24 protein-coding genes are annotated in these 23,017 nt (G+C 64.9%); 5 read left to right on the top strand and 19 right to left on the bottom strand.

The annotated features are described in order from the left end of the window. Positions 1-48: 48 nt before the first annotated feature. The 3 genes from AC4GYS_RS03945 to AC4GYS_RS03935 all read right to left on the bottom strand — a co-directional run bounded on the left by AC4GYS_RS03945 (position 49) and on the right by AC4GYS_RS03935 (position 5,078). Positions 49-1,275: a hypothetical protein gene (locus AC4GYS_RS03945; RefSeq protein WP_491107800.1), complete on the bottom strand. Its 1,227-nt coding sequence runs from the start codon at positions 1,273-1,275 to the stop codon at positions 49-51. Between the two features lie 126 nt (positions 1,276-1,401). Next, positions 1,402-2,673, bottom strand: a complete 1,272-nt coding sequence (locus AC4GYS_RS03940; protein ID WP_491107799.1) for a spinster family MFS transporter — start codon at positions 2,671-2,673, stop codon at positions 1,402-1,404. 56 nt (positions 2,674-2,729) lie between these two features. Further along, entirely contained in the window at positions 2,730-5,078 is a 2,349-nt protein-coding gene (locus AC4GYS_RS03935; RefSeq protein WP_491107798.1) for a TonB-dependent receptor, read from the bottom strand. A gap of 133 nt (positions 5,079-5,211) precedes the next feature. Here AC4GYS_RS03935 and AC4GYS_RS03930 point away from each other — a divergent pair, with 133 nt between their 5' ends. After that, a complete protein-coding gene (locus AC4GYS_RS03930; protein ID WP_491107797.1) occupies positions 5,212-5,883 on the top strand; it encodes a TetR/AcrR family transcriptional regulator in 672 nt (223 codons plus the stop codon). Here the strand turns inward: AC4GYS_RS03930 and AC4GYS_RS03925 are convergent. Genes AC4GYS_RS03925 through AC4GYS_RS03915 form a run of 3 tightly spaced genes read right to left on the bottom strand, consistent with a single transcriptional unit; the run spans position 5,878 to position 8,275 of the window. Next, a complete protein-coding gene (locus AC4GYS_RS03925) occupies positions 5,878-7,035 on the bottom strand; it encodes an aminotransferase class V-fold PLP-dependent enzyme (protein WP_491107796.1) in 1,158 nt (385 codons plus the stop codon). The genes AC4GYS_RS03930 and AC4GYS_RS03925 overlap by 6 nt on opposite strands. Further along, positions 7,032-7,766, bottom strand: coding sequence for a tryptophan 2,3-dioxygenase (locus AC4GYS_RS03920; RefSeq protein ID WP_491107795.1), 735 nt, complete (start codon positions 7,764-7,766; stop codon positions 7,032-7,034). Before AC4GYS_RS03920 ends, AC4GYS_RS03925 begins: the two co-directional genes overlap by 4 nt. 41 nt (positions 7,767-7,807) lie before the next feature. Further along, positions 7,808-8,275: an outer membrane protein assembly factor BamE gene (locus AC4GYS_RS03915; protein WP_491107794.1), complete on the bottom strand. Its 468-nt coding sequence runs from the start codon at positions 8,273-8,275 to the stop codon at positions 7,808-7,810. 121 nt (positions 8,276-8,396) lie between these two features. Between AC4GYS_RS03915 and AC4GYS_RS03910 the strand changes: the two genes are divergently transcribed. Beyond that, on the top strand, positions 8,397-8,909 hold the full coding sequence (locus tag AC4GYS_RS03910) for a ubiquinol-cytochrome C chaperone family protein (RefSeq protein WP_491107792.1): 513 nt from the start codon (positions 8,397-8,399) through the stop codon (positions 8,907-8,909). Next, positions 8,906-9,418 (top strand): YceD family protein, encoded by a 513-nt coding sequence (locus tag AC4GYS_RS03905; protein WP_491107791.1) that lies wholly within the window; start codon positions 8,906-8,908, stop codon positions 9,416-9,418. Before AC4GYS_RS03910 ends, AC4GYS_RS03905 begins: the two co-directional genes overlap by 4 nt. Position 9,419: 1 nt before the next feature. Here AC4GYS_RS03905 and ssb read toward each other — a convergent pair whose 3' ends face one another. From ssb to AC4GYS_RS03880, 5 genes are read right to left on the bottom strand one after another with little or no spacing between them, the layout of a single operon-like run. Continuing rightward, a complete protein-coding gene (ssb, locus tag AC4GYS_RS03900) occupies positions 9,420-9,941 on the bottom strand; it encodes a single-stranded DNA-binding protein (RefSeq protein ID WP_491107790.1) in 522 nt (173 codons plus the stop codon). Between the two features lie 27 nt (positions 9,942-9,968). Beyond that, positions 9,969-11,804, bottom strand: coding sequence for a ferrous iron transporter B (gene feoB, locus AC4GYS_RS03895; RefSeq protein ID WP_491107789.1), 1,836 nt, complete (start codon positions 11,802-11,804; stop codon positions 9,969-9,971). Between the two features lie 16 nt (positions 11,805-11,820). Continuing rightward, positions 11,821-12,093, bottom strand: a complete 273-nt coding sequence (locus tag AC4GYS_RS03890) for a FeoA family protein (RefSeq protein WP_491107788.1) — start codon at positions 12,091-12,093, stop codon at positions 11,821-11,823. 57 nt (positions 12,094-12,150) lie between these two features. Next, the gene (locus AC4GYS_RS03885; protein ID WP_491107787.1) at positions 12,151-12,804 is read right to left on the bottom strand and encodes a COQ9 family protein; all 654 of its coding nucleotides are present in this window, start codon (positions 12,802-12,804) and stop codon (positions 12,151-12,153) included. 5 nt (positions 12,805-12,809) lie between these two features. Beyond that, complete coding sequence (locus AC4GYS_RS03880) at positions 12,810-13,688, bottom strand: DMT family transporter (protein ID WP_491107786.1); 879 nt, start codon at positions 13,686-13,688, stop codon at positions 12,810-12,812. A gap of 47 nt (positions 13,689-13,735) precedes the next feature. Here AC4GYS_RS03880 and AC4GYS_RS03875 point away from each other — a divergent pair, with 47 nt between their 5' ends. Both AC4GYS_RS03875 and AC4GYS_RS03870 read left to right on the top strand, forming a co-directional pair. Next, complete coding sequence (locus AC4GYS_RS03875) at positions 13,736-14,827, top strand: alkene reductase (RefSeq protein WP_491107785.1); 1,092 nt, start codon at positions 13,736-13,738, stop codon at positions 14,825-14,827. Between the two features lie 31 nt (positions 14,828-14,858). After that, positions 14,859-15,491, top strand: a complete 633-nt coding sequence (locus tag AC4GYS_RS03870) for an SOUL family heme-binding protein (protein WP_491107784.1) — start codon at positions 14,859-14,861, stop codon at positions 15,489-15,491. On the opposite strand, the gene ribH is transcribed toward AC4GYS_RS03870, so the two are convergent. From ribH to AC4GYS_RS03830, 8 genes are all read right to left on the bottom strand, one after another. Further along, on the bottom strand, positions 15,488-15,907 hold the full coding sequence (ribH, locus tag AC4GYS_RS03865) for a 6,7-dimethyl-8-ribityllumazine synthase (protein ID WP_491107783.1): 420 nt from the start codon (positions 15,905-15,907) through the stop codon (positions 15,488-15,490). The genes AC4GYS_RS03870 and ribH overlap by 4 nt on opposite strands. Continuing rightward, on the bottom strand, positions 15,908-17,197 hold the full coding sequence (ribB, locus tag AC4GYS_RS03860; protein ID WP_491107782.1) for a 3,4-dihydroxy-2-butanone-4-phosphate synthase: 1,290 nt from the start codon (positions 17,195-17,197) through the stop codon (positions 15,908-15,910). It abuts the gene before it with no gap. Positions 17,198-17,231: 34 nt separating this feature from the next. Beyond that, a complete protein-coding gene (locus tag AC4GYS_RS03855; protein ID WP_491107781.1) occupies positions 17,232-17,858 on the bottom strand; it encodes a riboflavin synthase in 627 nt (208 codons plus the stop codon). Beyond that, on the bottom strand, positions 17,858-18,805 hold the full coding sequence (gene ribD / locus AC4GYS_RS03850) for a bifunctional diaminohydroxyphosphoribosylaminopyrimidine deaminase/5-amino-6-(5-phosphoribosylamino)uracil reductase RibD (RefSeq protein ID WP_491109353.1): 948 nt from the start codon (positions 18,803-18,805) through the stop codon (positions 17,858-17,860). Before ribD ends, AC4GYS_RS03855 begins: the two co-directional genes overlap by 1 nt. A gap of 10 nt (positions 18,806-18,815) precedes the next feature. Then, entirely contained in the window at positions 18,816-19,139 is a 324-nt protein-coding gene (locus AC4GYS_RS03845; RefSeq protein ID WP_491107780.1) for a hypothetical protein, read from the bottom strand. Between the two features lie 48 nt (positions 19,140-19,187). After that, positions 19,188-19,763, bottom strand: coding sequence for an energy transducer TonB (locus tag AC4GYS_RS03840; protein WP_491107779.1), 576 nt, complete (start codon positions 19,761-19,763; stop codon positions 19,188-19,190). A 205-nt stretch (positions 19,764-19,968) separates the two neighbouring features. Then, positions 19,969-21,288 carry a glutamate--tRNA ligase gene (locus AC4GYS_RS03835; protein ID WP_491107778.1) on the bottom strand — a complete coding sequence of 440 codons (1,320 nt, stop codon included), beginning with the start codon at positions 21,286-21,288 and terminating at the stop codon, positions 19,969-19,971. Between the two features lie 57 nt (positions 21,289-21,345). Continuing rightward, positions 21,346-23,010, bottom strand: coding sequence for an NAD+ synthase (locus AC4GYS_RS03830; RefSeq protein WP_491107777.1), 1,665 nt, complete (start codon positions 23,008-23,010; stop codon positions 21,346-21,348). Positions 23,011-23,017 lie beyond the last annotated feature (7 nt).

Here is a 23,017-nt window from a genome sequence, read left to right as displayed (position 1 = left end):
CGGGCGCGGAGCCGCTCGATCGAGAGCGGCCCCGCGCGCGCAAACGACCTAGACCAGCGCCTGGATAACCGCCTGGATCAGTCGGGTCTTCGGGTCGACCTGATAGATGTAGCCGTCCGAATAACGGTACCAATTATCGTCCGTGTCGTAATAGCGGTCCCGGTACGAATAGGGCACGTTGTAGACATCATACCCTACCGGGAGCGGCTGTCCGACCGCCAGGTCGCCGCCAAGCAGCGCAACGATCGCTTCGACCACGCCCGACGAGCGGTTCACCTGGTAAATGCCACCGTCGCCATAACGATACAGCCAGTCGTCATCGTCCCGATAATAGGGCTGATACGGCTCGGGCACGTTATAGAAGCTCACATAGTCGAGCGGATACCGCTCCCCGGCGTAATAATAGTCGGGGACGTAATCGACGCCGTAGCCCCACAAGGGCGAATAGCCGTCGATCCGATCCGAATTGCGCGAGATTCGATAGATAAGCCCGTCGCCTTCGCGGTAATAATAGTCGTCATTGTCCGGATACCAGTTGCGGTATGCGCCCGGCAGCAAGCTAGCCGCGAATGCCGCCGGCAGTGCCCGTCCGACCAGCTTCTTGGCCTGGCCCGGCGGCAGACAGCCGTTGTTCTTGGCTGCCAGACCCGGCGGGCAGCCATTCAAGTCGCGGCGGTCATAGTCCGCATAACGAAACGAATAACCGTCTCGCCGGTCGCGGTCGCGGGAAACGAAGCGGAGACCATCGTCCCGGCGCCGATCGAAACGATCCTCCCTCAAACGATCACGGACTCGTTCCAGGCGATTGTCGCGCTGACGCGCTTCGCGGATACGCTCGGCGCGGTTTTCCCGGATACGGGCCTCGCGGACGCGGTCGTTGCGGCGTTCGCGCAATTGCTCATCGCGACGGCGAACCTCGCGGACGCGGTCGTTGCCGCGAGCGGCGCGGATCCGTTCGCGATTCTGCCGCCGCTCGGCACGCGCTTCGCGCCGATCGGCTGGGCGCACCCGATCCTCCAGCCTAGCGCGCCGTTCGACACGCTCCGGCCGACGTTCCGCGCGAGCCTGTTGCTTTCCGCCGCGGCGTTCCGCCCGGGCCCGTTGCTCACCACCACCGCGACGCTCGGCACGAGCGGCCTTCTGGCCGCCGCCGCCGCGTTCGATCTTGGCGGGCTTGCCGCCACCACCCCCGCCGCCGCCCCTGTCGGGCTTCGAGGCAACTGGTGCAGCGAGAGCGAGGGCCGCAACACCGGCGGCCAAACTCAGCATACGCATGGAGATTCTCCTTTCAGTGAGCCTTAACGGCTTGTCGAAGCGCAGCGTTCCCGCACTCGACGGAGGGAACGGTCTATCTACCGCTTCCCAGGTGAACCCCGGATTTCCGCGTTTCCTTGCTTAGGTTCAGCTTACGTGGCCGGGTTCGTCCACCCAGTCACGCGTCAGCCAGCGGGAGGCCAGCAGCGCTAGGATCGACGCGATCAGGTAGAAGCCCAGTGCCCCCACCGCCGCGTAGCGCAGGCTGTCCGGACCATAGGTTTCGCGCAGGGCATCGGACACCGCACCGATTAGCAGCGGACCAACACCAAGCCCGATGAGATTGTTGATCAGCAGGAAAAAGGCGGAGGCGGTGGAGCGCATCGGCCGTTCCACGAGGTTCTGTACCGCCGTGGTCACCGGCCCGAGCCAGAGAATGTTGAGCGCGTTCGCGAACACCAGCGGCAGCCAGGCCAGCCACAGATTGTCGGTCGTCAGCCCGAACAGGAACAAGGGGGTGGTGATCAGCCAGGCGATGGCCGGCAGCCGTGCATACCAGCGCTTGTCGCCATGGCCGAGCCGGTCGGCCAGCACGCCGCCTGCGAAAACGCCGAGCACCCCGCCGATCAGCAGTAGGCTGCCCATGAACTGGCCCGCCTGGATCAGCGTCAGGTCATAGCTGCGGATCAGTACGGACGGAATCCAGGTAGCGAGCCCGTAGCCGACGAGGGAGCTGAGCGAGGCGGCGAAAGCCATCAGCCAGAAGCTGGGCTTGCGGGATACCACCGCCCAAACCTCACTAAGACGCACGGAAGTGGTCGCCTGAGCGGTTTTCCGAGGCGGATCGCGGACGACCCAGAGAAATGCGGGCACCAGGACCACACCCAGCACACCCATGATCAGGAATGCGGCGCGCCAGTTGATGTAGGTCGCAATGTACGCACCCACGAGCAGCCCGCTGCCCAGGCCAATCGGTACGCCGAGTGAGTAGATACCAAGCGCCTTGCCGCGCCGTTCGGGAGGGAAATAGTCGGCCAGCAACGCGTAGGACGGCGCGACACCGCCCGCCTCCCCAACTCCGACCCCCAGCCGGAACAGGAACAGCGACCAATAACCCTGCGCCGTGCCACACAAGGCCGTGAAGGCGCTCCATACCGCCAGGGATCCCGCGACGACGCGGCTGCGACTGGTGCGGTCGGCGAGGTAGGACAAGGGCACGCCAGCGACCGAATACAGCAGGGCGAACGCCAGGCCGGCGATGGCCCCGAACTCCGTATCGCTCAGCGACAGATCTTCCTTGATCGGCTGCGCCAGGATGCTGAGCAACTGCCGGTCGAGAAAATTCAGGATGTAGGCGAACAGGAGGAAGGTGAGAACGAGGTTGGGGCTGCGCGTCAGCGCCGGTGCACGGGATGCCATGATTTGTGGGTGGCACGGGGCGCCGGACATGCCAAGCGCCCCGTGCCCTCAACCGATCAGTAGCGGGCGGTCAGGCGCAAGCTGACGGTCCGCGGCGCACCGAAGTAGACGGTGCGGATATTTCCGATCGACGAGAATTCCTGACCATCGGTCTTGTACAACTTGTCGAACAGATTGTTGCCGTACAGCCCGACCGAAAACTGCTTGGTCGAGTTTTCCCACACCACCCGGGCATCGGCCAGCCAGTAGCTCTTCTGGAACAGGCCTTCGATCTCCGTCTCCGTGTTGGTGAACGTATTGTCGACCGACAGCGCATGACGCGAACGATATCGGGCCTGCCCGCCAAGGGTGATGCCGCCGGCGCCGCCGAGGTCGAAGGAATATTGCGACCCGAAGCGCATCGTCCACTTCGGCGAAAAGGCGGGCGTCTGAAATGCGCGGCTTCCGTCGAAGTCGGAGAAGCGACGGTCGTTGAATTCCTTGTACTCCGCATCGAGGTAGCCGATCTGGGCGTCGAGCAGCAGGTCGCGGATCGGGGTCCAGGCGGCCTCGAGTTCCGCGCCCCGAATACGCAACTTGCCCGCATTCAGCACCGACAGCAGTGGAGTGGGCGGGGTAGTGCTCTCGTCCAGTTCCGAGACCCGGGCCTGGAAATCCTTGTAGTTGTTATGGAACACCGCGAAGTTCAGGCGCAGCTGACGGGCAACGGTGGTCTTCAGGCCGGCCTCGAACGACTGGACGGTCTCGGGGTCATAGGCCGTTGCGGATCCAAGCTCGTTGGCGCGGCCGTTGAAACCGCCCGACTTGAAGCCCTTGGCATAGCGCAGATAGGCCATGGTCACCGGGCTGAAGCGATAATCGATGGACGCCATCGGGGAGACATCGGTCCAACTGTCCTTCCGGTCGAACACAAACGGCGCCACGCTGGTGAGCAGCGGTGAGCTCGAAAAGGTCGAGGTGGTGCGGAAGTAATCCTTTTCTTCGCGCGTCCAGCGAATTCCGGCCGACAGGCGCAAGGCGTCGGTCACCGCGTAGCTGGCGTTGGCGTAGGCGGCGTAGCTGTCCGTGCGCAGGTCGTCGTCGATGGTGCGCAGGAAGGTCGGGAAGTTGGACGGCCCAAGAAGGAAATCGGGGAGGATTCCCCGGAAGATCGTCAGGTTGACCAGGTCGTCGGCAAACGCCTCCTGATGCGAAACATTGTTTTCCCGCAGATAGTAGAGGCCCGCCACTCCGGACAAGCGCTCGCCCGAATAGGCCAGCTGAAATTCCTGGCTGAACTGGTTCTGGGCAACATCCACCAGTACGTCGCCGACCTCGGCGGCGGTCGCGTCGATGTCGATATAGTCCCTCGTCGACAGCTCGCGGTAGGCGGTGATCGAGCGGAAGGTCAGCGCATCGGTCAGATCGTAGGCAGCCGTGCCCGACAGGCCCCAATGCTTCAGCTTTGTCGAGTTGGGCAGGCCCGGCGTTGTTTCGACCGTGAAGTCATAATCGTCGGGATCACGCTCCAGCGGCACGATGACCGTCGGAGTAAAGAGGTTGACCAGGTCGTTGAGCGGCGCACCAGTGTTCAGCTTGGCGTCGTCCTTCGAATAGTCGGCCGTAAAATCGACGCGGAAGCGATTGCTGACGTCCAGCGCCAAAGTGCCGCGCAGGCCGAACGAATCGCGGTCGTTATACTCGCGGTCATCGTTCCGGTCCTCGACATAGCCGTCCCGCTTCGCCCGCATCACCGCGAGCCCGGCGGAGACACCCTCCACGACCGGACCCGAGATCGAGCCACGCAGCTCCACTTGGTCGTAGCTGCCAACCGTCAGCGAGCCGTTGGCACGCAAATCCTTCCCCGGGCGGCGGGATACGAACTTGATCGCGCCGCCGATGGTGTTCTTTCCATAAAGCGTGCCTTGCGGACCGCGCAGCACCTCGACCCGTTCCACGTCGAGCAGATCGAGCTGATTGCCGCGGATCCGGGACAGGTAGACGTCGTCCACGTACACGCCGACCGCGGGGTCGAACGTCTGCAAGGCGTCGGGCTGCCCGATGCCGCGGATGTAGATGTTGGTGGCGTTGGACGAGCCACGCCCCTGGACGATGTTGAGGTTGGGAACCGCACCCTGAAGCCCGCTCGTATCCGTCGCCTGAAGCCGGTCGAGGGTGCGTTCGTTGAACGCTGAAACGGACGCCGGGACGCGCTGCAGCGTCTCCTCGGTCCGGCGAGCGGTGACGATGATATCGCCGGTTGCAGTGTCCGTTTCCTCGTCGTTTTGGGCGCCAGTCGCTTCGGCGGCAGGCGGCTGGTCGGCCGCGTCGGCGCTGGTCTGCTCGGCAGACTGCGCCACTGCGGGAGTGGCAAGGCCCAGCAGGGCGGCCGAGCCAAGCAGGACACGCACGGTACGGAACGACATAAAGAAACTCCCCCATCTTGACGCGTGCCCGACTCCCGGGTTGCGCCGCCTTGCACCAACCGATACTGAAAGTTGAACCGTCTTTCAACTTGGTCCTATCACGATTGGCGGACGGCGGGGCAAAAGGGGGAATATGAGCGACGCCAGGGTGAAGGGGCGCGGCTCGGTCGGCACTGATTCGACGACGCGCGCCAAAGCCAGCGACGGCAAGGCCCCGCGAACGCCACGGGGCGAGCGCACGCTTCGCCGCATTCTCGATGCAGCTCTGCAGGAATTCGGCGACCGTGGCTTCGCTGAAAGCTCAATCGTCGGGATCACCGGGCGAGCGAAGGTCGCGTTGGGGACTTTCTACACCTACTTCGACAGCAAGGAGGCGGTGTTCCGCGCGCTGGTTGGGGACATGTCCGATCAAGTCCGGCTGGCGGTCGCTCCGGCCTTGGGCGAGTCGAGCGATTCACTGGATGGCGAGCGCCGGGCGCTGGCGGCCTTCCTGCGCTTCGTCCGCCGCAACAAGCAGGTGTACCGCATCATCGACGAAGCCGAATTCGTCGACCCCGAGGGATTTCAGCGCCATTATCGCAGCACGGCAGACCGGATCGCTAGCCGCCTCGAACAGGGTGAGCGGCGGGGTGAGTTTCGCCCGGTGCAGGATGAGTTCGAGAGAGAGGTGCAGGCATGGGCGCTGATGGGCGCCAACGTCTTTCTGGGCCTGCGCTTCGGCGTGTGGGGCGACGAGGATGAGGAGCGCGTGGCCGGCGCCGTCAATAGCCTGCTGAGCGAAGGGCTCGTGGCCCGCCGGTCATAGCTTGCGGGCGAGGTGCGCAAACCGCTCCACATCCGCCTCGTCATGGTAAAGCCCAAGCCCGATCCGCAGCACATCGCCGCGCACGTCCGTTACACAATGGTGGGTCGCCAGGGCCGCCTGCCACTTGGCGGCGCGAGGATCGCGCAACGCCAGGAACCGGGCATGCGGACCGCTACCAAGCGGGTTGAGCAAGTCCGCTGTGCCAAGTGGACTCGACGAGATCTCGGCGAGCAGCCGCGCCTGGAGGGTCGCGATCCGCCGACTGATGATCGCAGTGTTCAGCCCTTCTCCGGACAGCATTCGCCGAATTGCGTTAAACCGATACAGCGCGGAAGGGTCGAAGGTCGCTCCCATGAACCGCATCGCGTCGCGGGCGTAACCGACGTGACCCGGCGGCAAAGACAGATCCTCGAATTCGGCATACCAGCCGGTGACCGGTGGCCGCTCGCCAAAGCCGGGAGGGCAATGCATCAGGCCGATCCCTTCCCCCGCCATTGCGTATTTATACCCGCCGGCGAGGAAAAAGACGCGGTCGCCAAGGCCGCCTAGCGGCTCCGGCACCGCCATGAAGCTGTGATAGCCGTCGATCACCACCCACGGGCCGGCCGGATCGGCAAACGTCGCGAGTTCCTCCACGGCCGCGAAGACCTGCCCGCTGCCGAACAGTAGCTGGCTTACGAGAATCAGGTCAAAGCCGCCGCCGGACGCCTGCTCCACAAACCGCTCGGCAAGGGTATCGAAGGGTTCCGCCGCAATGATCGTCTGCTGGATTTCCCCGGCCTCGACCCACCGCGCGAACTGACGACGCGCGCTGTGAAATTCTCCGTCGGTGGTCAGGATCCGCAGTGGCTTGCCGGCCCGGCGCGGTGCGGCCGCGGCCAGTCGAACCAGGAAGTCATGGGTGTTGGCCGCGAACACGATCGCGTCGGGTCGCCCGGTCCCTAGCTCTTCCGCGACATGGCGCTGGGCTTCGGGCCACACTTCGCCCATGATGCGGTCCCATTTGGCGTCGGCCAGGCGGGCGGCGTCGTTCCAGCACTCGACCTGCCCGTCGAAGCTGACGTCGGGCCACAAATGGTGGCTGTGCGCCGCCATGTGCAGCCGCTCCGGCGCGGCCCCCAGGGAGCGGGAAAAAAGGTGCTTGAAGCTCACAATTCGGTGCGCAGCGACCAGAGTTCGGGAAAGGCGCGCTTGGTCAGGGTTGATTCCAGATATTTGACGCCCGCGGAACCGCCGGTCCCGGTCTTGCCGCCGATGATCCGCTCGACCGTCAGCACATGCTTGTGCCGCCAGCCCGCGAGCGCATCATCGATATCAACCAGCTTTTCCGCCAGCTGGTAAAGCTCAAACCACTTTTCGGCGTCGCGGTAGACGTGGAGCCAGCTGCTCGCTCCGGCCCGACGGCGGGCTGCGTCTGCCTCTTCCCACAGGCTGGGTTCGCTAAGCGCGAGCTCCAGCCGACGATGCCCTTCCGTACCTCCCTCGTAATAGTCGAGAAACCGAGGGTCCTTGATGCCAAGGCGATATTCCAGTTCGCGGAACTGAGCCGACTGAAAGCCGGACGATGTACCGAGCACGTCGCGAAAGCGACCGTAATCGACCGGGGTCAACGTCGCGAGCACGTCCCAGCTCAGGGTCATCACCGACTGGATGCGGCTGACCCGCGCCAGCGACTTGTAGGCCTCCGCAAATCGATCGGCCCGAACCTGCTGCACGGCAAGCTTCACTTCGTGCAGCATCTGCTTCAACCAGAGTTCCTTGGTCTGGTGAATGATGATGAACAGCATCTCGTCGTGCAGCGCGGATAGCGGCCGTTGCGCCGCCAGCAGCGAGTCGAGTTGCAGATAATCGGCATAGGTCATGCCGTCCGGGTGCGCCGTCATGCGAAGACGCTTAGGAGAAAAGCCGGGACGCGGGTAGCACCTTACTGGCGCGGCTGATTGCCCCCGGGCAGACCGGCGTTGTTGACCACGCCGATGTTGCCGAAGATTTCCTCAAAGAAACTCTTCTCGCGGCCCAGCGTCGGCGTTTCCTTGCCGTACGGATCGATCGACGCGATCAGCTCCTTACCAGTGCGATCGATCGAAGTGACGTTACCCGCCGCGTCGAACCGGATCCGCATCACTGTCTGATCCGTGACCCGAGGCAGCCGGAAGGCGATCGCCGTGGTGCCGCGGCTGACATAATACCATTCGTTGGGATCGAACTGGCCAGTGAAAGTCGGGCGGCCCAAAGTCCGCGTGACCGAATCCTTGTTGTCGACACCGACTTGAACGGCGGACGCAAGCTCCTGGTCCATGATGAAGCCCTTGCGGTCACGATATCCGGAGCAACCCGCGATAAGGGCGGCTGCAGCGGCGAGAACCGCGACCTGAGACAAACGAACGGCCATGAACCTTGATACTCCTGCCCTGCGCCCTTGCGCCGGTTCGTGCGCGGGTCAATATCCCGGGCAGCCCTCGGCGCGCAAGTGAGGCGCGGCATGACGCGGTTGTTCTGAACGGAGGATGAGTATGGGCTCGCTGATGCGACTGTTTCGGCGCGAGGAGCGGATGGCAGCGCCGCTGTATGCGCAGGTGGTCGCCCGCGCCCGTCAACCGCACTGGTATCTGGACGGTCAGGTGCCGGACACGCTGGAAGGCCGCTTCGCCATGCTTGCAACCCTGCTGGCACTGGTCGACCTGCGGCTTGAGAACGGCGGCGAAAATGCGCGGCTGGCCAGTGTCAGCCTGGCCGAATGTTTCGTCGAGAACATGGATGCCGAGCACCGCCAGCTTGGTACCGGCGATCCGGTCATGGGCAAAAAGGTCGGCAAGCTGATCGGTGCGCTGGGCGGCCGGGTCGGTGCGTGGCGCGGGGCGGTCGACGGCCGCGAAAGCTGGGAGGCGGTGACGGAACGAAGTGTCTACCGTGGCGCCAACGTCGCCGAGGCTGCGCAGCAGCATGTGGAACGGCAGCTGAGATTGTTCTGGGCAGGTCTCGAAAGCCGCAGCGACGAAGCCCTGTTGGAAGGAGCGCTGCCATGACCGGCTTTGCTCACCATCTGAACCTCATGCAGATCCGCGATGGCGAACGCCTGGACCTCAGCGCCGACGAGGCCGAACGCGACGCGATCGCCCAGCGGTTGCGGCTTCCTTCGCTCGGCCGATTCGATTGCCATGTGGTGCTCGAACGCGATGGAGAGCGGGTCACTGCAAAAGGGCGCATCAAGGCGCTGCTGGAACAAAGCTGCGTCGCGACGGGCGATCCTGTCCCGGCCAGCCTCGATGAACCCTTCGAGTTGCTGTTCCTGCCAGAGCCGACGCCCGAACCCGATGCCGACATCGAATTGTCCGAAGACGAGTGCGACGTGGCCTTCCACGATGGGCAGACGATCGATCTCGGCACCGCGCTGGCCGATACGCTTGCGCTTGCCCTCGACCCTTATCCGCGAAGCCCGGTTGCCGATTCGACGCTGCGCGAGGCGGGGGTGCTGACGGAAGAACAGGCCGGCCCCTTTGCGGCGCTGGCCGCGCTGAAGAGGAAGCTCGAATAGCTTAGAACGGAACGTCGTCGTCTAGGTCGTTGTCGAAGGTCGCAGGCTGAGGACGTGACTGGCCGCCCCGGCCTGCGCCACCGCCGCCGCTGTAGCCGCCAGAGCCGAACCCGCCGTCGTCATAGCTGCCGCCGCCGAACCCGCCGCCGCGACCACCGCCGCCGCCTTCGCCCCGGCCATCGAGCAGGACCATCGAACTATTGAAGTTCCGCAGCACCACCTCGGTCGTGTAGCGGTCGTTGCCGGACTGGTCCTGCCACTTGCGGGTTTCCAACTGGCCCTCGAGATACACCTTGCTGCCCTTCTTGAGGTACTGCTCGGCCACCCGGGCCAGGCCTTCGGAAAAGATCGACACATTGTGCCATTCGGTCTTTTCCTTGCGCTCGCCGGACGTGCGGTCCTTCCAATTTTCCGACGTGGCGACGCTGAAGCTCACCACCTTGCCGCCGTTGGCGAAGCTGCGCGATTCCGGGTCCTTGCCCAGGTTGCCGACCAAAATGACCTTGTTGACGCTGCCCGCCATTCAAATCTCCATGAATCTGGAGACCAGCTATAAGCCGAGCGCCACTGCCGTCCAGTAGGTTGCGCCCGCAGCGATGTAGGCCAGCGCAAACAGATAGCCGACCATGAATGCGGGCCATTTCCAGCTGTTGGTCTCACGCCGGGTGACGGCGATCGTGGAGATACACTGCGGGGCGAAGACGAACCAGGCGAGGAAGGCCAGCGCCGTCGGCAGCGGCCAGTTGCCGCCCAGCCGCTCCTCCAGGCTTTGGTTCATCTGCTCCTCGTCCGATTGATCGATCGCATAAACGGTGGCGATGGCCGACACCGCAACCTCACGCGCTGCCATCGCCGGAAGCAGCGCGAGCGCGATGTCGTGATTGAAGCCGATCGGCTTCACGACAACCTCGATGCCCGACGCGATCCGCCCGGCAATCGACACCTCGCTCTGCTTTTCGCCGGGTCCGGCCTGCGGGAAGCTCGCCAGCGCCCACAGCACGACCGTGGTCATGAGGATGATTCCGCCAGCCCGCTTCAGGAAGATGACCGTCCGTTGCCACAGGCCGAGCGCGACGTCCTTGACCGCCGGAAGCTGATACTTGGGCAGCTCCATCATGAAGAAACTGGAAGCGCCGCGCGCAACGGTCTTGCGCAGCAGCAGCGCGGCGCCGAGGGCGCCGACGATTCCGGCAAGGTAGAGTGCGAACATGACAACGCCCTGCAGGTTCACGCCGGGCGCCACGTTCCGGTCGGGAATGAAGGCAGCGATGATCAAAGTATAGACCGGCAGCCGGGCCGAGCAGGTCATCAGCGGCGCCACCAGGATGGTGGTGAGGCGATCCTTCTCGTTATCAATGGTGCGTGTGGCCATGATTCCCGGGACCGCACAGGCAAAGCTGGACAGCAGAGGAATGAACGCCCGGCCGGAAAGGCCCGCGCGGCTCATCAACCGGTCCATCAGGAAGGCCGCCCGAACCATGTAGCCGGTGCCTTCCAGCAACAGGATGAACAGGAACAGGATCAGGATCTGAGGCAGGAAGACCACCACGGCCCCGACGCCACCGATCACACCGTCGACCAGCAGGGATCGCAGCCACCCCTCCGGCAGCGCTTCGGTCACCGCTGCGCCCACGGCTTCCATGCCGCTTTCGATCCAGGCGATCGGCGCCTCGGACCAGGCGAATACCGCCTGGAACATGGTGAACATGACGACCGTCAGGATCAGCGGCCCGGCAAGGGGATGCAGCAGGACGCGATCGAGCCGATGGGTCCAGCGGCGCACGGGCGTCTCGCTGACCAGCGCGGCTTCCGCGATCGCCCGCGCCCGGCGGGCCGGATCGAGCGGCTGTGCGCGCGGCTGCGGCTTCGGCCCGAGCAACTGTTGGGCGAGCGCCTCACGCACCTCATCGGTACCGCGACGGCGAACGGCCACGGTCTCGATCACCGGCACGCCCAGTTCGGCCGACAGCCGATCCGCACTGATGTCCAGCCCGTCGCGGCGAGCCATATCGATCATGTTGAGCGCAACCACTGTCGGCAGGCCAAGGCCGATGAGTTGCAGGGCAAAGCGGAGGTGGTTGTCGAGGTTGGATGCGTCAACGACGATCAGCAGTCCGTCCGGCCGCCGCTCGCCCGCGAACTTGCCAAGCAAGACGTCACGCGTGACCGCCTCGTCCGGACTCGACGGGTCGAGCCCGTAAGCGCCGGGCAGATCGACCAGCTCGACCGGCCGCCCGTCCGGCAAGGCCGTTCGCCCGCTTTTCCGTTCGACCGTGACCCCGGGGTAATTGCCGACCTTCTGGCGCGCGCCGGTCAGCGCGTTGAAAAGGGCGCTTTTGCCGGCATTGGGATTGCCGACCACCGCAACGAGAGGTGCCGGGTTCACTTGGGTTTGGTTCCGTTCAGGCGGTCAGACTGACCTTGATCGCCCGGGCATGGCTGCGACGGATCGCCACCGTCATCCGGCCTACCCGAACGGCCAGAGGATCCTGACCAACCGGGCCATGATGCAGCGGTTCGACCATCACGCCCTCGTCGAACCCAAAGTGGCGAAGACGGCAGGCCTCGCCCGGGTCGAGCAGGTCCCAGTCGACATCGTGAATCTGCGCCCGACTACCGACGCCAAGTTGGTCGAGGGGCAATGCAAAATGCGAGGAGGGAGTCGCGACCGTCATTTCTGCGACTGATTATCAATAACGAAAGGCGCTGGCTAGTGGGTTTGTCCGCTCCGGTCAGCGCGGCGGGTAGCGCAGGCGAGCGACGAAGCGGGTGAAGCTCGGCCGCCGATCGCTGCCGGCCCGCCAGTCGGCCTTCCACTTTTCAAACCGCATGACCTCGTCGATGCGGCGATCGAGGAACGCGGCCGTGGCAGTAAAGGCTTCGCTCTCGTCATTGAGCCAATGCAGGAGAACAGAGCCGTAAACAGCCGACAGGGTCAGCCGCTTGGTGTAATGATTGTAATCGGTCGCCGTGTCCCCGGCGATACGCCACATCACGTCCGCACTGCGCCACGCCAACCTCGCCGCTGCGGACAGGTTCTGCGGCATGGCGAGGATCGCCAATGCCCGTCGGATCGACTCACGCGCTGGAGCCTGAACCTGAAGGCGCGTCCATAACAATTCCCGGATGCGCGCCCGGATCTTCATGGAGGCAATTCGCTCGGCCGGAAATGCTGCCTCCAGCTCGCGGTCGACGGCCTGGCCGTAAAGGTCGATCAAACCGACCGGATCCTTTGGGCAGGCGAGCCTGGCCTGCGCCCGTTCGACCCCGGCGGCATCGGCGGCGGCGTCCACGGCAGCGGGTGTCCAGCCATCGAACGCGGCGTTTTCGCCAATGGAAAGGGCAAGCTGGCGGCGGATGCGCTCCAGGGGGGTGACCAAGTCCATGCCGCTCAAGTGGTCCTTTCGGGCGGTTCGCGCAAGCGTACCAGCACCAAGGCGGCAGCGATTGCGAGCGCCCCGAGGAAATCGAGCGGGGTCAGCGTCTCACCATAGGCCAGCCAGCCAATCACCGCCGACAGGGCCGGCTGCGTCAGCAGTGCGAGCCCAACCACCAGCGGCGGCACGACCCCGAGCGCATAGACCAGCAGCCCCTGGCCAACCACCTGACTGCCCAACGCCAGCAGAACGACGCCGGTCCAGTCGGACGGAAACAATCTTTCCCCGGTCAGCAGCGCCCACGGAAGCAGCATGGCCGCACCGAACAGGCTCGCGAAGATCACCGTCGGAAGCGGCTGTAATTCGCCGCGCGCACGCTCGATCAGGATCAGGTAGCCAGCGTAAAGCAGTCCGGCGAGCAAGGACAGGAGGTCCCCCCTCAAATGGCGGGCGGAAAGCTCCGCACTGCCCCACATCAGCGCCGCGCAGCCCGCCGCCGCCAGCAAGAGCGCGCTGCCCTGACGCGCGCTTGGCCAACTTCTCACCAGCCACAGGCCATAGGCCGCGAACAGGAAGCTGGAGATGTTGCCGAACAAGGTCGCATTGGCGAGCTTGGTCAGCGGAATGCCCGCGTGCCATGCAATCAGATCAGCGGCGAAGAAGAGCGCAGCGAATGCGACGGCGACGATGATGCTCGGGCGGGGCAAGCGCAGCGGTTGCCCGGCGGCGACGGCAATCATTGCTAGAAACGGCAGGGCCAGCGCAAGGCGCCAAAAGCCCGCCGCCCCCGGGCCGACGTCCGACAGACGGACCAGCCATGGGCCGAGCGCAAGTGCTGCGTTGCCGACCAGCAGGGCGACGAAGGCGAGCGGGGAAGCGCGGGAAGAACTCACCCCCAGCCCCCTAGCCAAGCGCCGGTCTCGTGACCATCTGTGGCGCCATGCCAGACCTTTTCGACCCCATCACCATCGGCGACCTCCGTCTGCCGAACAGGATCATCATGGCTCCGCTCACGCGCGGCAGGGCCACTCGCGAGGGCGTGCCGACACCGCTCATGGCGGAATATTACGCCCAGCGCGCGGCCGCCGGGCTCATCATCTCCGAGGGCACGGGCACCAGCCCGGAGGCGCTCGGCTGGCCGTTCGCGCCCGGTCTGTGGACCGACGCCCAAGTGGAGGGCTGGAAGCCGGTGACCGAGGCTGTTCATCGTGCCGGCGGACGGATCGTGGCTCAGCTATGGCACATGGGGCGCCTCGTGCATCCCGATTTCCTGGCTGGGGAAGCGCCCCTTTCGGCCAGTGCCACGACCGCGCCGTTCAAGGCCCACACCTATGACGGCAAAAAGCCGTACGAGCTGGCTCGCGCCGCAACGCTTGATGATCTTCGCCGCACCATCGACGACTATGCCCATGCCGCGCGCAACGCGCTTGCGGCCGGGTTCGACGGGGTGCAGCTGCACGGCGCCAATGGTTATCTGATCGACCAATTCCTGCGCGACGGCACCAACCTGCGCGAAGACGATTACGGTGGTTCTGTCGAGAACCGGGTCCGGCTGTTGCGGGAGGTCACACAGGCCCTGGTGGCGGAGGCAGGCGCCGGGCGAACCCACGTCCGGCTTAGCCCCAATGGGGAGGTGCAGGGATGCAACGACAGCGACGCGCATACACTCTTCACGGCAGCCGGCGCTGAACTTGGCAAGCTCGGAATCGCCAGCCTCGAGCTGCGCGAGCCGGGCGATCAGTCGACCTTCCTGCCGACCGACGTCGCCCCGGTCAGTCCGGCGATCCGCAAGGTGTTCGGCGGAGCCTTGATCCTCAATTCGGACTATGTCGGTGATACCGCGCAGAGCCGGCTGGAGGAGGGCGTCGCCGACGCGATCAGCTTCGGCCGGCCGTTCCTGGCCAACCCCGACCTGGTCGATCGCCTGCGGACCGAGGCAGATCTCAACGAGCCTGACCCACGGACCTTCTACACACCCGGGCCGGAGGGCTACACCGACTATCCCAGTCTGCCGGAACAGCGCGCCGCCTGATTCATTCTCCTGCTGGAAAAGGAGTTTCGTAATGGGCAAGGATTGGCGGGTTGGAGCGTTGGCCGGTGGCGGCCTGCTACTGGGGTTGGGGATTGCCTACGTCCTGCGCGAAAAGGCCACTCCCGGTCCCGATTACCGGGTCCTGGTCAGTGACCGCGAGTTCGAAATTCGAAGCTATCCGGCGATCACCGTTGCCGAGACGGTCGTTCGTGGGCCGCGCAAGGACGCGCTCAATCAGGGTTTCCGGCGGCTGGCCGACTATATCTTCGCCAAGTCCCGCTCCGGCGAGGAACTGCCGATGACCGTGCCCGTCTTGCAGGACGCCGGCAACCCGATGAGCAGCGATCCGCCGATGTTCGACGATGCTCTGGCGGAAGGCTGGCGGGTCCGCTTCGTCATGCCCGAAGGGCGCGATGCGCTTGATTTGCCGGAACCCCCCGAAGGCATCGAACTGGTCGAGGTTCCGGCCCGCCGGGTCGGGGTGGCCCGTTTCAACGGAGTGGCCGACGATCATCGGCTGATGGCGCATGAAGATGCGCTGCGGGGCTGGCTGGCCCGACACGGCGAGACTGCCGCTACTGCAGAACCGGAATATGCCTTTTACAATTCCCCGATGATCCCGCCGCCGCTTCGGCGCAACGAGGTGTTGCTGGCGCTCGGCTAGGCGAAGCGTTCCTGGACCTGTAGCAGGGTCAGCGCCGCACGGGCGGCATCGCCGCCCTTGTCGCCCTGCGTCGGGTCGGCCCGGACAAGCGCCTGTGCCTCGTTCTCGACCGTCAGGATCCCGTTGCCTACCGGCATGCCGTCCATGGTGAGCGCCATGATCCCGCGCGCGCTTTCGCCGGCGACGATTTCGAAATGATAGGTCTCGCCGCGGATCACGACCCCCAGCCCGACATATGCGTCGAATTCGCCCCCGTCCGCCGCCACCGCGATCGCCCCGGGGATCTCCAGCGCGCCCGGGACGGTGATGGTCTCATGGGCGTGACCAGCCGCCTCCAGGACCACTCGACAACCCTCCAGCAGCATGTCGTTCAGATGACCATAGAAGCGCGCTTCGACGATGAGGACCTTCGCCACTTAACTGTTCTCCGGGCAGGGAATGGAGCGCTCCTCGACGATTGCCAGGCCATAGCCGGCCAGCCCGACGGGCGAGTGGCGCGTATTGGTGAGCAGGATCATGTCGTGAATACCAAGGGCCGCCAAAATCTGCGCGCCAATGCCGTAGCTGCGGAGGGCTTCACCTTCCTCGACCTGCTTGCCGGCGCGGCGGTCGGCCGAGCGGGACAAGGAGCCCGGGGCGGCGGCATGCAGCGCCACGACCACGCCCGATCCTTCATTTTCGATCATCCGCATGGCGCCGTGCAACAGGCCCGACCGCGAGCAGCTTTCGCCAAGCACATCCGCAAACAGGTCGAGACTGTGCATGCGCACCAGAACCGGCTGCTCGCTGTTGATCGGACCTAGCACCAGGGCAAGTTGCTCGGCCCCGGTTGCCTTGTCCCGAAACACCTGCGCCTGCCAACTCTTGCCGCCCGCACTGACGAACGTCGTGTCGGCCACGCGCTCGACCATGTGGTCCTTCTTCAGCCGGTAGGCGATGAGGTCCCGAATGGTTCCGATCTTGAGGCCGTGGGCACGGGCGAAATCGACGAGGTCGTCGAGCCGGGCCATGGTCCCGTCCTCGCGCATGATTTCACAGATCACGCCAGAGGAGTTGAGTCCGGCCAAGCGTGATACGTCGACCGCGGCCTCCGTATGGCCAGCACGTACCAGTACGCCCCCCGGCCGGGCTACGAGCGGGAAGACATGCCCGGGGGACACCAGCGCATCGGCACCGTTGGCGGAATCGATCGCCACGGCGATCGTGCGGGCCCGGTCGGCGGCGCTGATCCCGGTCGTCACACCGGTTTTGGCCTCGATCGAAACGGTGAAAGCGGTTTCATGGCGCGTGCCGTTGGTGCGGGCCATCAGCGGCAGCTGCAGCTGCTCGACCCGCTCCTGCGTCAGCGCGAGGCAGATCAGTCCGCGGCCATGGCGGGCCATGAAATTGATGGCATCGGGAGTCGCCATTTGCGCCGGGATGACAAGGTCGCCCTCGTTCTCGCGGTCGTCATCGTCGACCAGAATGAACATCCGGCCGTTGCGCGCCTCGTCGATGATCTGTTCGGCTCCGACCAGGACCTCGGTCGTGCCTTTTTGCAGAAGTTTCTCAAGGCGCAGCAGGGTGTCGGCGGTCGGGTTCCAGTCCGCGGAGCCCAATTTGCGAAGGGAGTTTGGATGCAGCCCCGCCGCACGAGCAAGACCGGCCCGGCTGATCTCTCCCGTCTCGATGATCGCGTGCAGCCGATCGATGAGGTTGGTAGACATAACGCCGAACTTTAATCACACTGCGATGTGATGTCTAGCTGACGCGATGCACTTTCTGATGGTCTCGGGCAGGCAACATGCGCTGCAGATAGCGAGCCAGGATATCGACCTCCACATTCAGCTGTCGGCCAGCTCTGAGGTCGCCAAGCGTCGTCAGCGAACTTGTATGCGGGATGAGATTGATGGCGAAATGGGTACCGTCGTCGGCGTCGCTCACCTCATTGACGGTCAGAGACACGCCATCCAGCGTAATCGAGCCCTTGGCGCTGATCATTGGGCCAAGCTCCCGGGCGACACGAATTCCGACGCGGGTGGAGTCGCCCTCGGGGCAAAGGCCGATCACGTCCCCGAGACCGTCGACATGCCCGGTCACAAGGTGCCCGCCAAGCTCGTCGCCCATTCGCAGCGCGCGTTCCAGATTCAACCGCGCGCCCTCCGTCCACAAGCCCGGCGCCGTTCGCGACCGGGTCTCGCCCGAGACATCCACGGCAAACCAGTCGGAGCCCTTGTCCACCACCGTCAGGCACACGCCCGAACATGCGATCGAGGCGCCGAGGTCGACCCCGCCTAGGTCGTAGCCGCAGCCCACAATCAGACGCAGGTCGCCGCGTTGCTCGACAGATCGGACCGTGCCGATATCGGTGATGATGCCGGTGAACATTAGCGAACGCGCTCGTAGACCTCGAGCCGGTCGATGCCAAGCGCCTGCTCTGCTGCGACCCGCCAGCGCCCATGAGCGTCGCCGATCGCGTCGAGACCAATATAGCCAACCGACGACTTCCCTTCTCCGATGATGATCGGCGCGCGATAGAGCAAGATGCGATCGACCAGATCGGCGGCGAGGAAGGCCGTTGCCGTCGAGGACCCACCCTCGACCAGTAAGTCGTTGACGTCATGAAGTCGGAACACGTCTTCGGGCGCACGAAGAGTCGCCCAGCCGTCAACTGCCTCCCCGCGGGTCAGCAAAGCACGGCGCGGGGAGCGGTCCTCCAGGCCGGGCAGGCGAACGTCCAGTTTCGGCTGGTCGGCCAAAAAGGTACCACGGCCCACCAGAATCATGTCGGCGCGCGCCCGTTCCAGATGGACATGGGCGCGCGCATCTTCTCCGGTGATCCATTTGGATTCACCGGACGGAAGGGCGATCTTGCCGTCGATCGACAAGGCCAGCTTGAGGGTGACCAGCGGCCGCCCGAGCCTCAGCCTGGAAAACCAGCCCGACATCGATTGCCGGGCCGCCTCGGCTCCCAGTCCCACGTCGACCTGCACACCAGCAGCTTGCAGCCGCTCGAAGCCACCCCCGGCGGTCCGGTCATCGGGATCCTCGAGCGCGCCCACCACACGGGCGACGCCGGCGCTGGCGATAAGGTCGGCGCAGGTCGGGCCGCGCACGCTTCGGTGAGCGCAGGGTTCCAGGCTGGTGTAGAGGGTGGCTCCGCCGGCTGCCGCGCCCGCTTGGCTAAGCGCAGCGGCCTCCGCATGAGGCCGTCCGCCGGGCTGGGTAGCTCCCCGCCCCACAATGATGCCTGACTGGACGATCACGCAGCCGACATTGGGATTGGGAGCGGTCGTTCCACGTGCCGCAGCGCCAAGGGCGATCGCCTCGGCCATGAAGCCGGCGTCACTCAATGCCGAGCTGATCCTGCAGTTTGCGATACTCCTCCTGCCGCGCCTTCTGCGCCGCTTCTCGCTGCGCCTGCCGCTCCTTCTGGTCGGCAATGATGTCGGCGTCGGTCCGGTCCGGGCCGTAGCTTTCGACATAAACGACCTCGGCCGGCGGGGCCGTATTCACCGTCGCATCGAGGAAGAAGACGACGATGATGACTGCCGTGATCAGCAGTGCAAGCAGTGCTCCGATCGTCTGCTCACGGCTTCGCCGGGACAGGAATGCGCGCAGATCGGCCCAGGCGACGCGCGGGCTGGACGGGCGGGGAAAGACGGGCATCGCCTGAAGATAGGGCTGGCGAACGGCCGCCGCCAGCCCTTCACCTTTTCAGGCGTCGTCCAGTCGGAACCGGAGCGTAATCACAATCGAAGTCGCGATCGCCTTTCCGTCGGCCTGCGCCGGCTTGTATCGCCAGTGTCGGATCAGGTGAGTTCTGGCCGAAGCGAGAAACTCGGGATCTGCCGTGCCGACCGGATCGACCGAAATCACCCTGCCACGTTCATCGATGCCGAGGCGCAGACGAAGGCTCGCTTCTTCTTCCAGCCGGATCTTGCTTGCGGGGTATGGCGGGCGGAGCCGATCCCCGGAGGTGAGCAGGACGGCCTTGCTGCTCACACCCGGTACCGGCGTCGGGAGCGGCACCGGGACCGGGACTGGCACTGGAGTCGGCTCCGGATTTGTGCCGACAAGCGGTCCCGGATTCGGCGGTGCTGGAGTGAGGTCGATTAATGGTCCTGGCCGCGGGGGTACCGGCACCAGCGTCGGCGGGCTGTCGATTGCCGAACGAGGCGGTTGCGGCGACGGCTCGGGCGGGCGCGGCTGTATCTCGGGTTCGGGCGGCAGTGGTTCGGGCACGTTGAAGACATCGGTGATCACCGGCGGCAGACTGCGTGCCACGTCCATCCTCGCAGTCGCAAGCAAAGCAAGTGCGACAGCGTGAGCACCGACGATGAGAACCAAAGTGGGCGGGCTAACCTGGCGACGAGAGTGGCGGTGAGCAGCGTAAGCAAGCATGACAACCTCCTTCAACAAGGAGGCAATGTTACATCATAACATCTATCCCGCAAGGGCTGATAGTTACACCGCGTATCTCTCGAACTGGCGGATTTCAGCCGTTAGCGGCCGCGCGTAATCGCTCGATGCTCAGTGCGCGCCCGATTCGCTCCACAAGCGGCTTCATTTCCGGCCCCGAGTCGCGGCCGGTAAGTGCGCGTCGCAGTGGCAGGAATAACGCCTTGCCCTTGCGGCCTGTCCGCTCCTTAAGCACGCTGGTCAGTGCGTGCCAGGGATCGTCCGACCAATCGATGCCTTCCGCGACGTCGGCCGCCTCAGCGACGAAACGGCGGTCTGCCTCGTCGAGCGAGGCGGTTCCAATGTCGCCATCAAGAACGGGGAGCCACTCGCCGATCTCGTCAAGTCGATGCAGCGAAGACCGCAGAATTTCCCAATCTCGAGCGTCCAGCGGCGCCGGAAGTCGGTCGGCCACGGCGCTATAGGGTGATATGTGCAACAGCTTGGCGTTCAGCAGCGTCACGTCGGCAAAGTCGAAGTGCGCCGGCGCCCGTCCGAAATGGCCGAAATCAAATCCCTCGGCCAACGCATCGATGCTGGTGAGCGGCTCGACCGGAAGCGACGTTCCCAGCCGGCCGAGCAACGACAGTAACGCCATCGGCTCGAGTCCAGCTTCCCGTACTGCCGGTACCCCGACTGCTCCCAGCCGCTTGGACAACTTGCCCTCAGAGGCGACCAGCAGCGCTTCGTGAGCCAGCTGCGGCGGCTGGTGACCGAGCGCGGCGAACATCTGCAGCTGCACCGCGCTGTTGGACACATGGTCCTCGCCGCGCACGATGTGGGTGACCCCAAGGTCGATATCGTCGATGACGCTGGGCAACAGGTACAACCAGGAACCGTCCGCCCGACGGATGACCGGATCGCTAAGGAGGCTCGGGTCGAACCGCTGTTCCCCCCGAATAAGGTCTGTCCAGCCGATCGGCTGGTCATGGTCAAGGCGGAAGCGCCAATGCGGGGTGCGACCTTCGACGGGTTGGTTTTCGCCTATGGGGCGCTCATAAACCGGCGGCAGGCCTCGCCCGAGCAGGATCTTGCGGCGCAGCTCCAGCTCTTCGGTTGTTTCATAACAGGCGTAGACCCGCCCGCCCGCACGCAGCCGTTCGAATTCGCGCTCGTAAAGATCGAAGCGGTCCGATTGGCGGACGCCGTCATCGGGATGAAGGCCAAGCCACGCGAGGTCGTCGCGAATCTGTTCCTCGTTCTCGACCGTCGACCGCGCCCGGTCCGTATCGTCGATCCGCAGCAGAAACCTGCCGCCATGACGTCGCGCGAAGAGGAAGTTGTGCAGCGCCGTACGGATGTTGCCGACATGCAGGCGGCCGGTCGGGGATGGGGCGAAACGAGTGACAACGCTCATGATCGAGCGCCTAGGCGGCAGTCCGCACTCGGTCAAACCGCAGGGCAGTGCCTTGACTCATGCGCGTGCCGTCCGGAACGCGTTGGTGATGGGATAGCGCCGGTCACGGCCGAAGTTGCGGCCCCCGATCTTCACCCCAGGCGGCGCCTGCCGTCGCTTGTACTCGGCCCGCAGGACTAGCTTCTCCATCTCGGCGACGATCTTCAAGTCGGCACCGGTGCTTGCCGCCACCTCGGCAACCGAACGTTCCTCGTCGACCAGACCGACCAGGATCGGATCGAGCAGGTCGTAGGGCGGCAGGCTGTCTTCGTCCTTCTGGTTCGGGCGAAGCTCGGCGGAGGGCGGCTTGTCGATCACCCTTTGCGGCATCACCGGACCGGCCGGTCCAAGCGCACCTTCGGGGCCTATCCGATTGCGCCACCGTGACAAGGCGAACACGGTGGTCTTGTAGGCGTCTTTCAACACCGAATAGCCGCCGGCCATGTCGCCATACAGCGTCGCATAGCCGACGCTCATCTCGGACTTGTTGCCGGTGGTCAGCAGCATGTGTCCGAAACGGTTGCTCAAGGCCATCAGCGTGGCCATTCGCAGCCGCGACTGGATATTTTCCTCCGCAAGACCCGGCCGCGTTCCGGCAAAAGCTTCGGCCAGCATCGTTCCAAGGGCCTCCACGCCCGGGACGATCGGAATGACGTCATGGCGGCAGCCGAGCAGTCGTGCACATTCCTTGGCGTCCTCGACCGAGGCACTGCCGGTATAGACCGACGGCATCATCACGCCCCAGACCTTGTCCGGCCCGAGCGCGTCCACCGCCACCGCCGCCGACAAGGCGCTGTCGATGCCCCCAGAAAGGCCCAGGATCACGCCCGGAAAACCGTTGCGAACGACATAATCGCGCAGCGCCACGACCATCGCATGGTAGATATCGGCGGGATAATCGTCGAGCACATCGCGCTCCCGCGACAGACAGACCCAACGCCCGTCCGTGCCTCGCTCCCAATCGGTCAGCAGCAGACGTTCTTCCCAGTCGGGCATCTGGACCACCAGTCGGCCATCCGGATTGACCACGAACGATGAGCCGTCGAACGCCAGCTCGTCCTGCCCGCCGACCCGATTGAGGTAGACCATCGCCAATCCGGTACTGCGCACCCGTTCTTCGATCAGAGTGCGGCGGATATGATCCTTGTCGAGTTCGTACGGACTGCCGTTAGCGACCAGCAGCAGCTCCGCGCCCTCGGCCGCAAGGTGGGCACACACGTCGTCCAGCCAGATGTCCTCGCAGATCGGCAGGCCGATTTTCACCCCCCGGTATTCGAACACACTCGGCAGCGGACCGGCGGCAAACACCCGCTTTTCGTCGAAAGTACCGTAGTTGGGCAGCTCTCGCTTCAGCGTCACGAACAGTTCGCGCCCCTCGTCCGCGACGATCATCGCGTTATAGGCCTTGCCCTCGCGCACCACGATCGAGCCGAAAATCAGCGCCGGCCCCGGCTCGGCGGTCAGCGCGACGAGCCGGGCCGCCTCTTCGGCCGCGCGCGCGAGAAACTCGGGCTTCAACACCAGGTCCTCGGGGGGATAGCCGGTCAATTGGAGCTCCGGCACCAGCAGCACGTCGGCATCCGACGCCTCTCGCCGCAGCCGCAAGATCGCCTGGGCATTGCCGGCCAGATCACCGACCTTTTGATTCATCTGGGCGAGGGCGATGCGGAGGCGGGTCGTCATGGCGCTA

Source organism: Sphingomonas sp. SP1, from assembly GCF_058313395.1.
The sequence above is the reverse complement of the archived record's forward strand: the minus strand, read 5'-3'. Positions and strand labels throughout refer to the sequence as shown.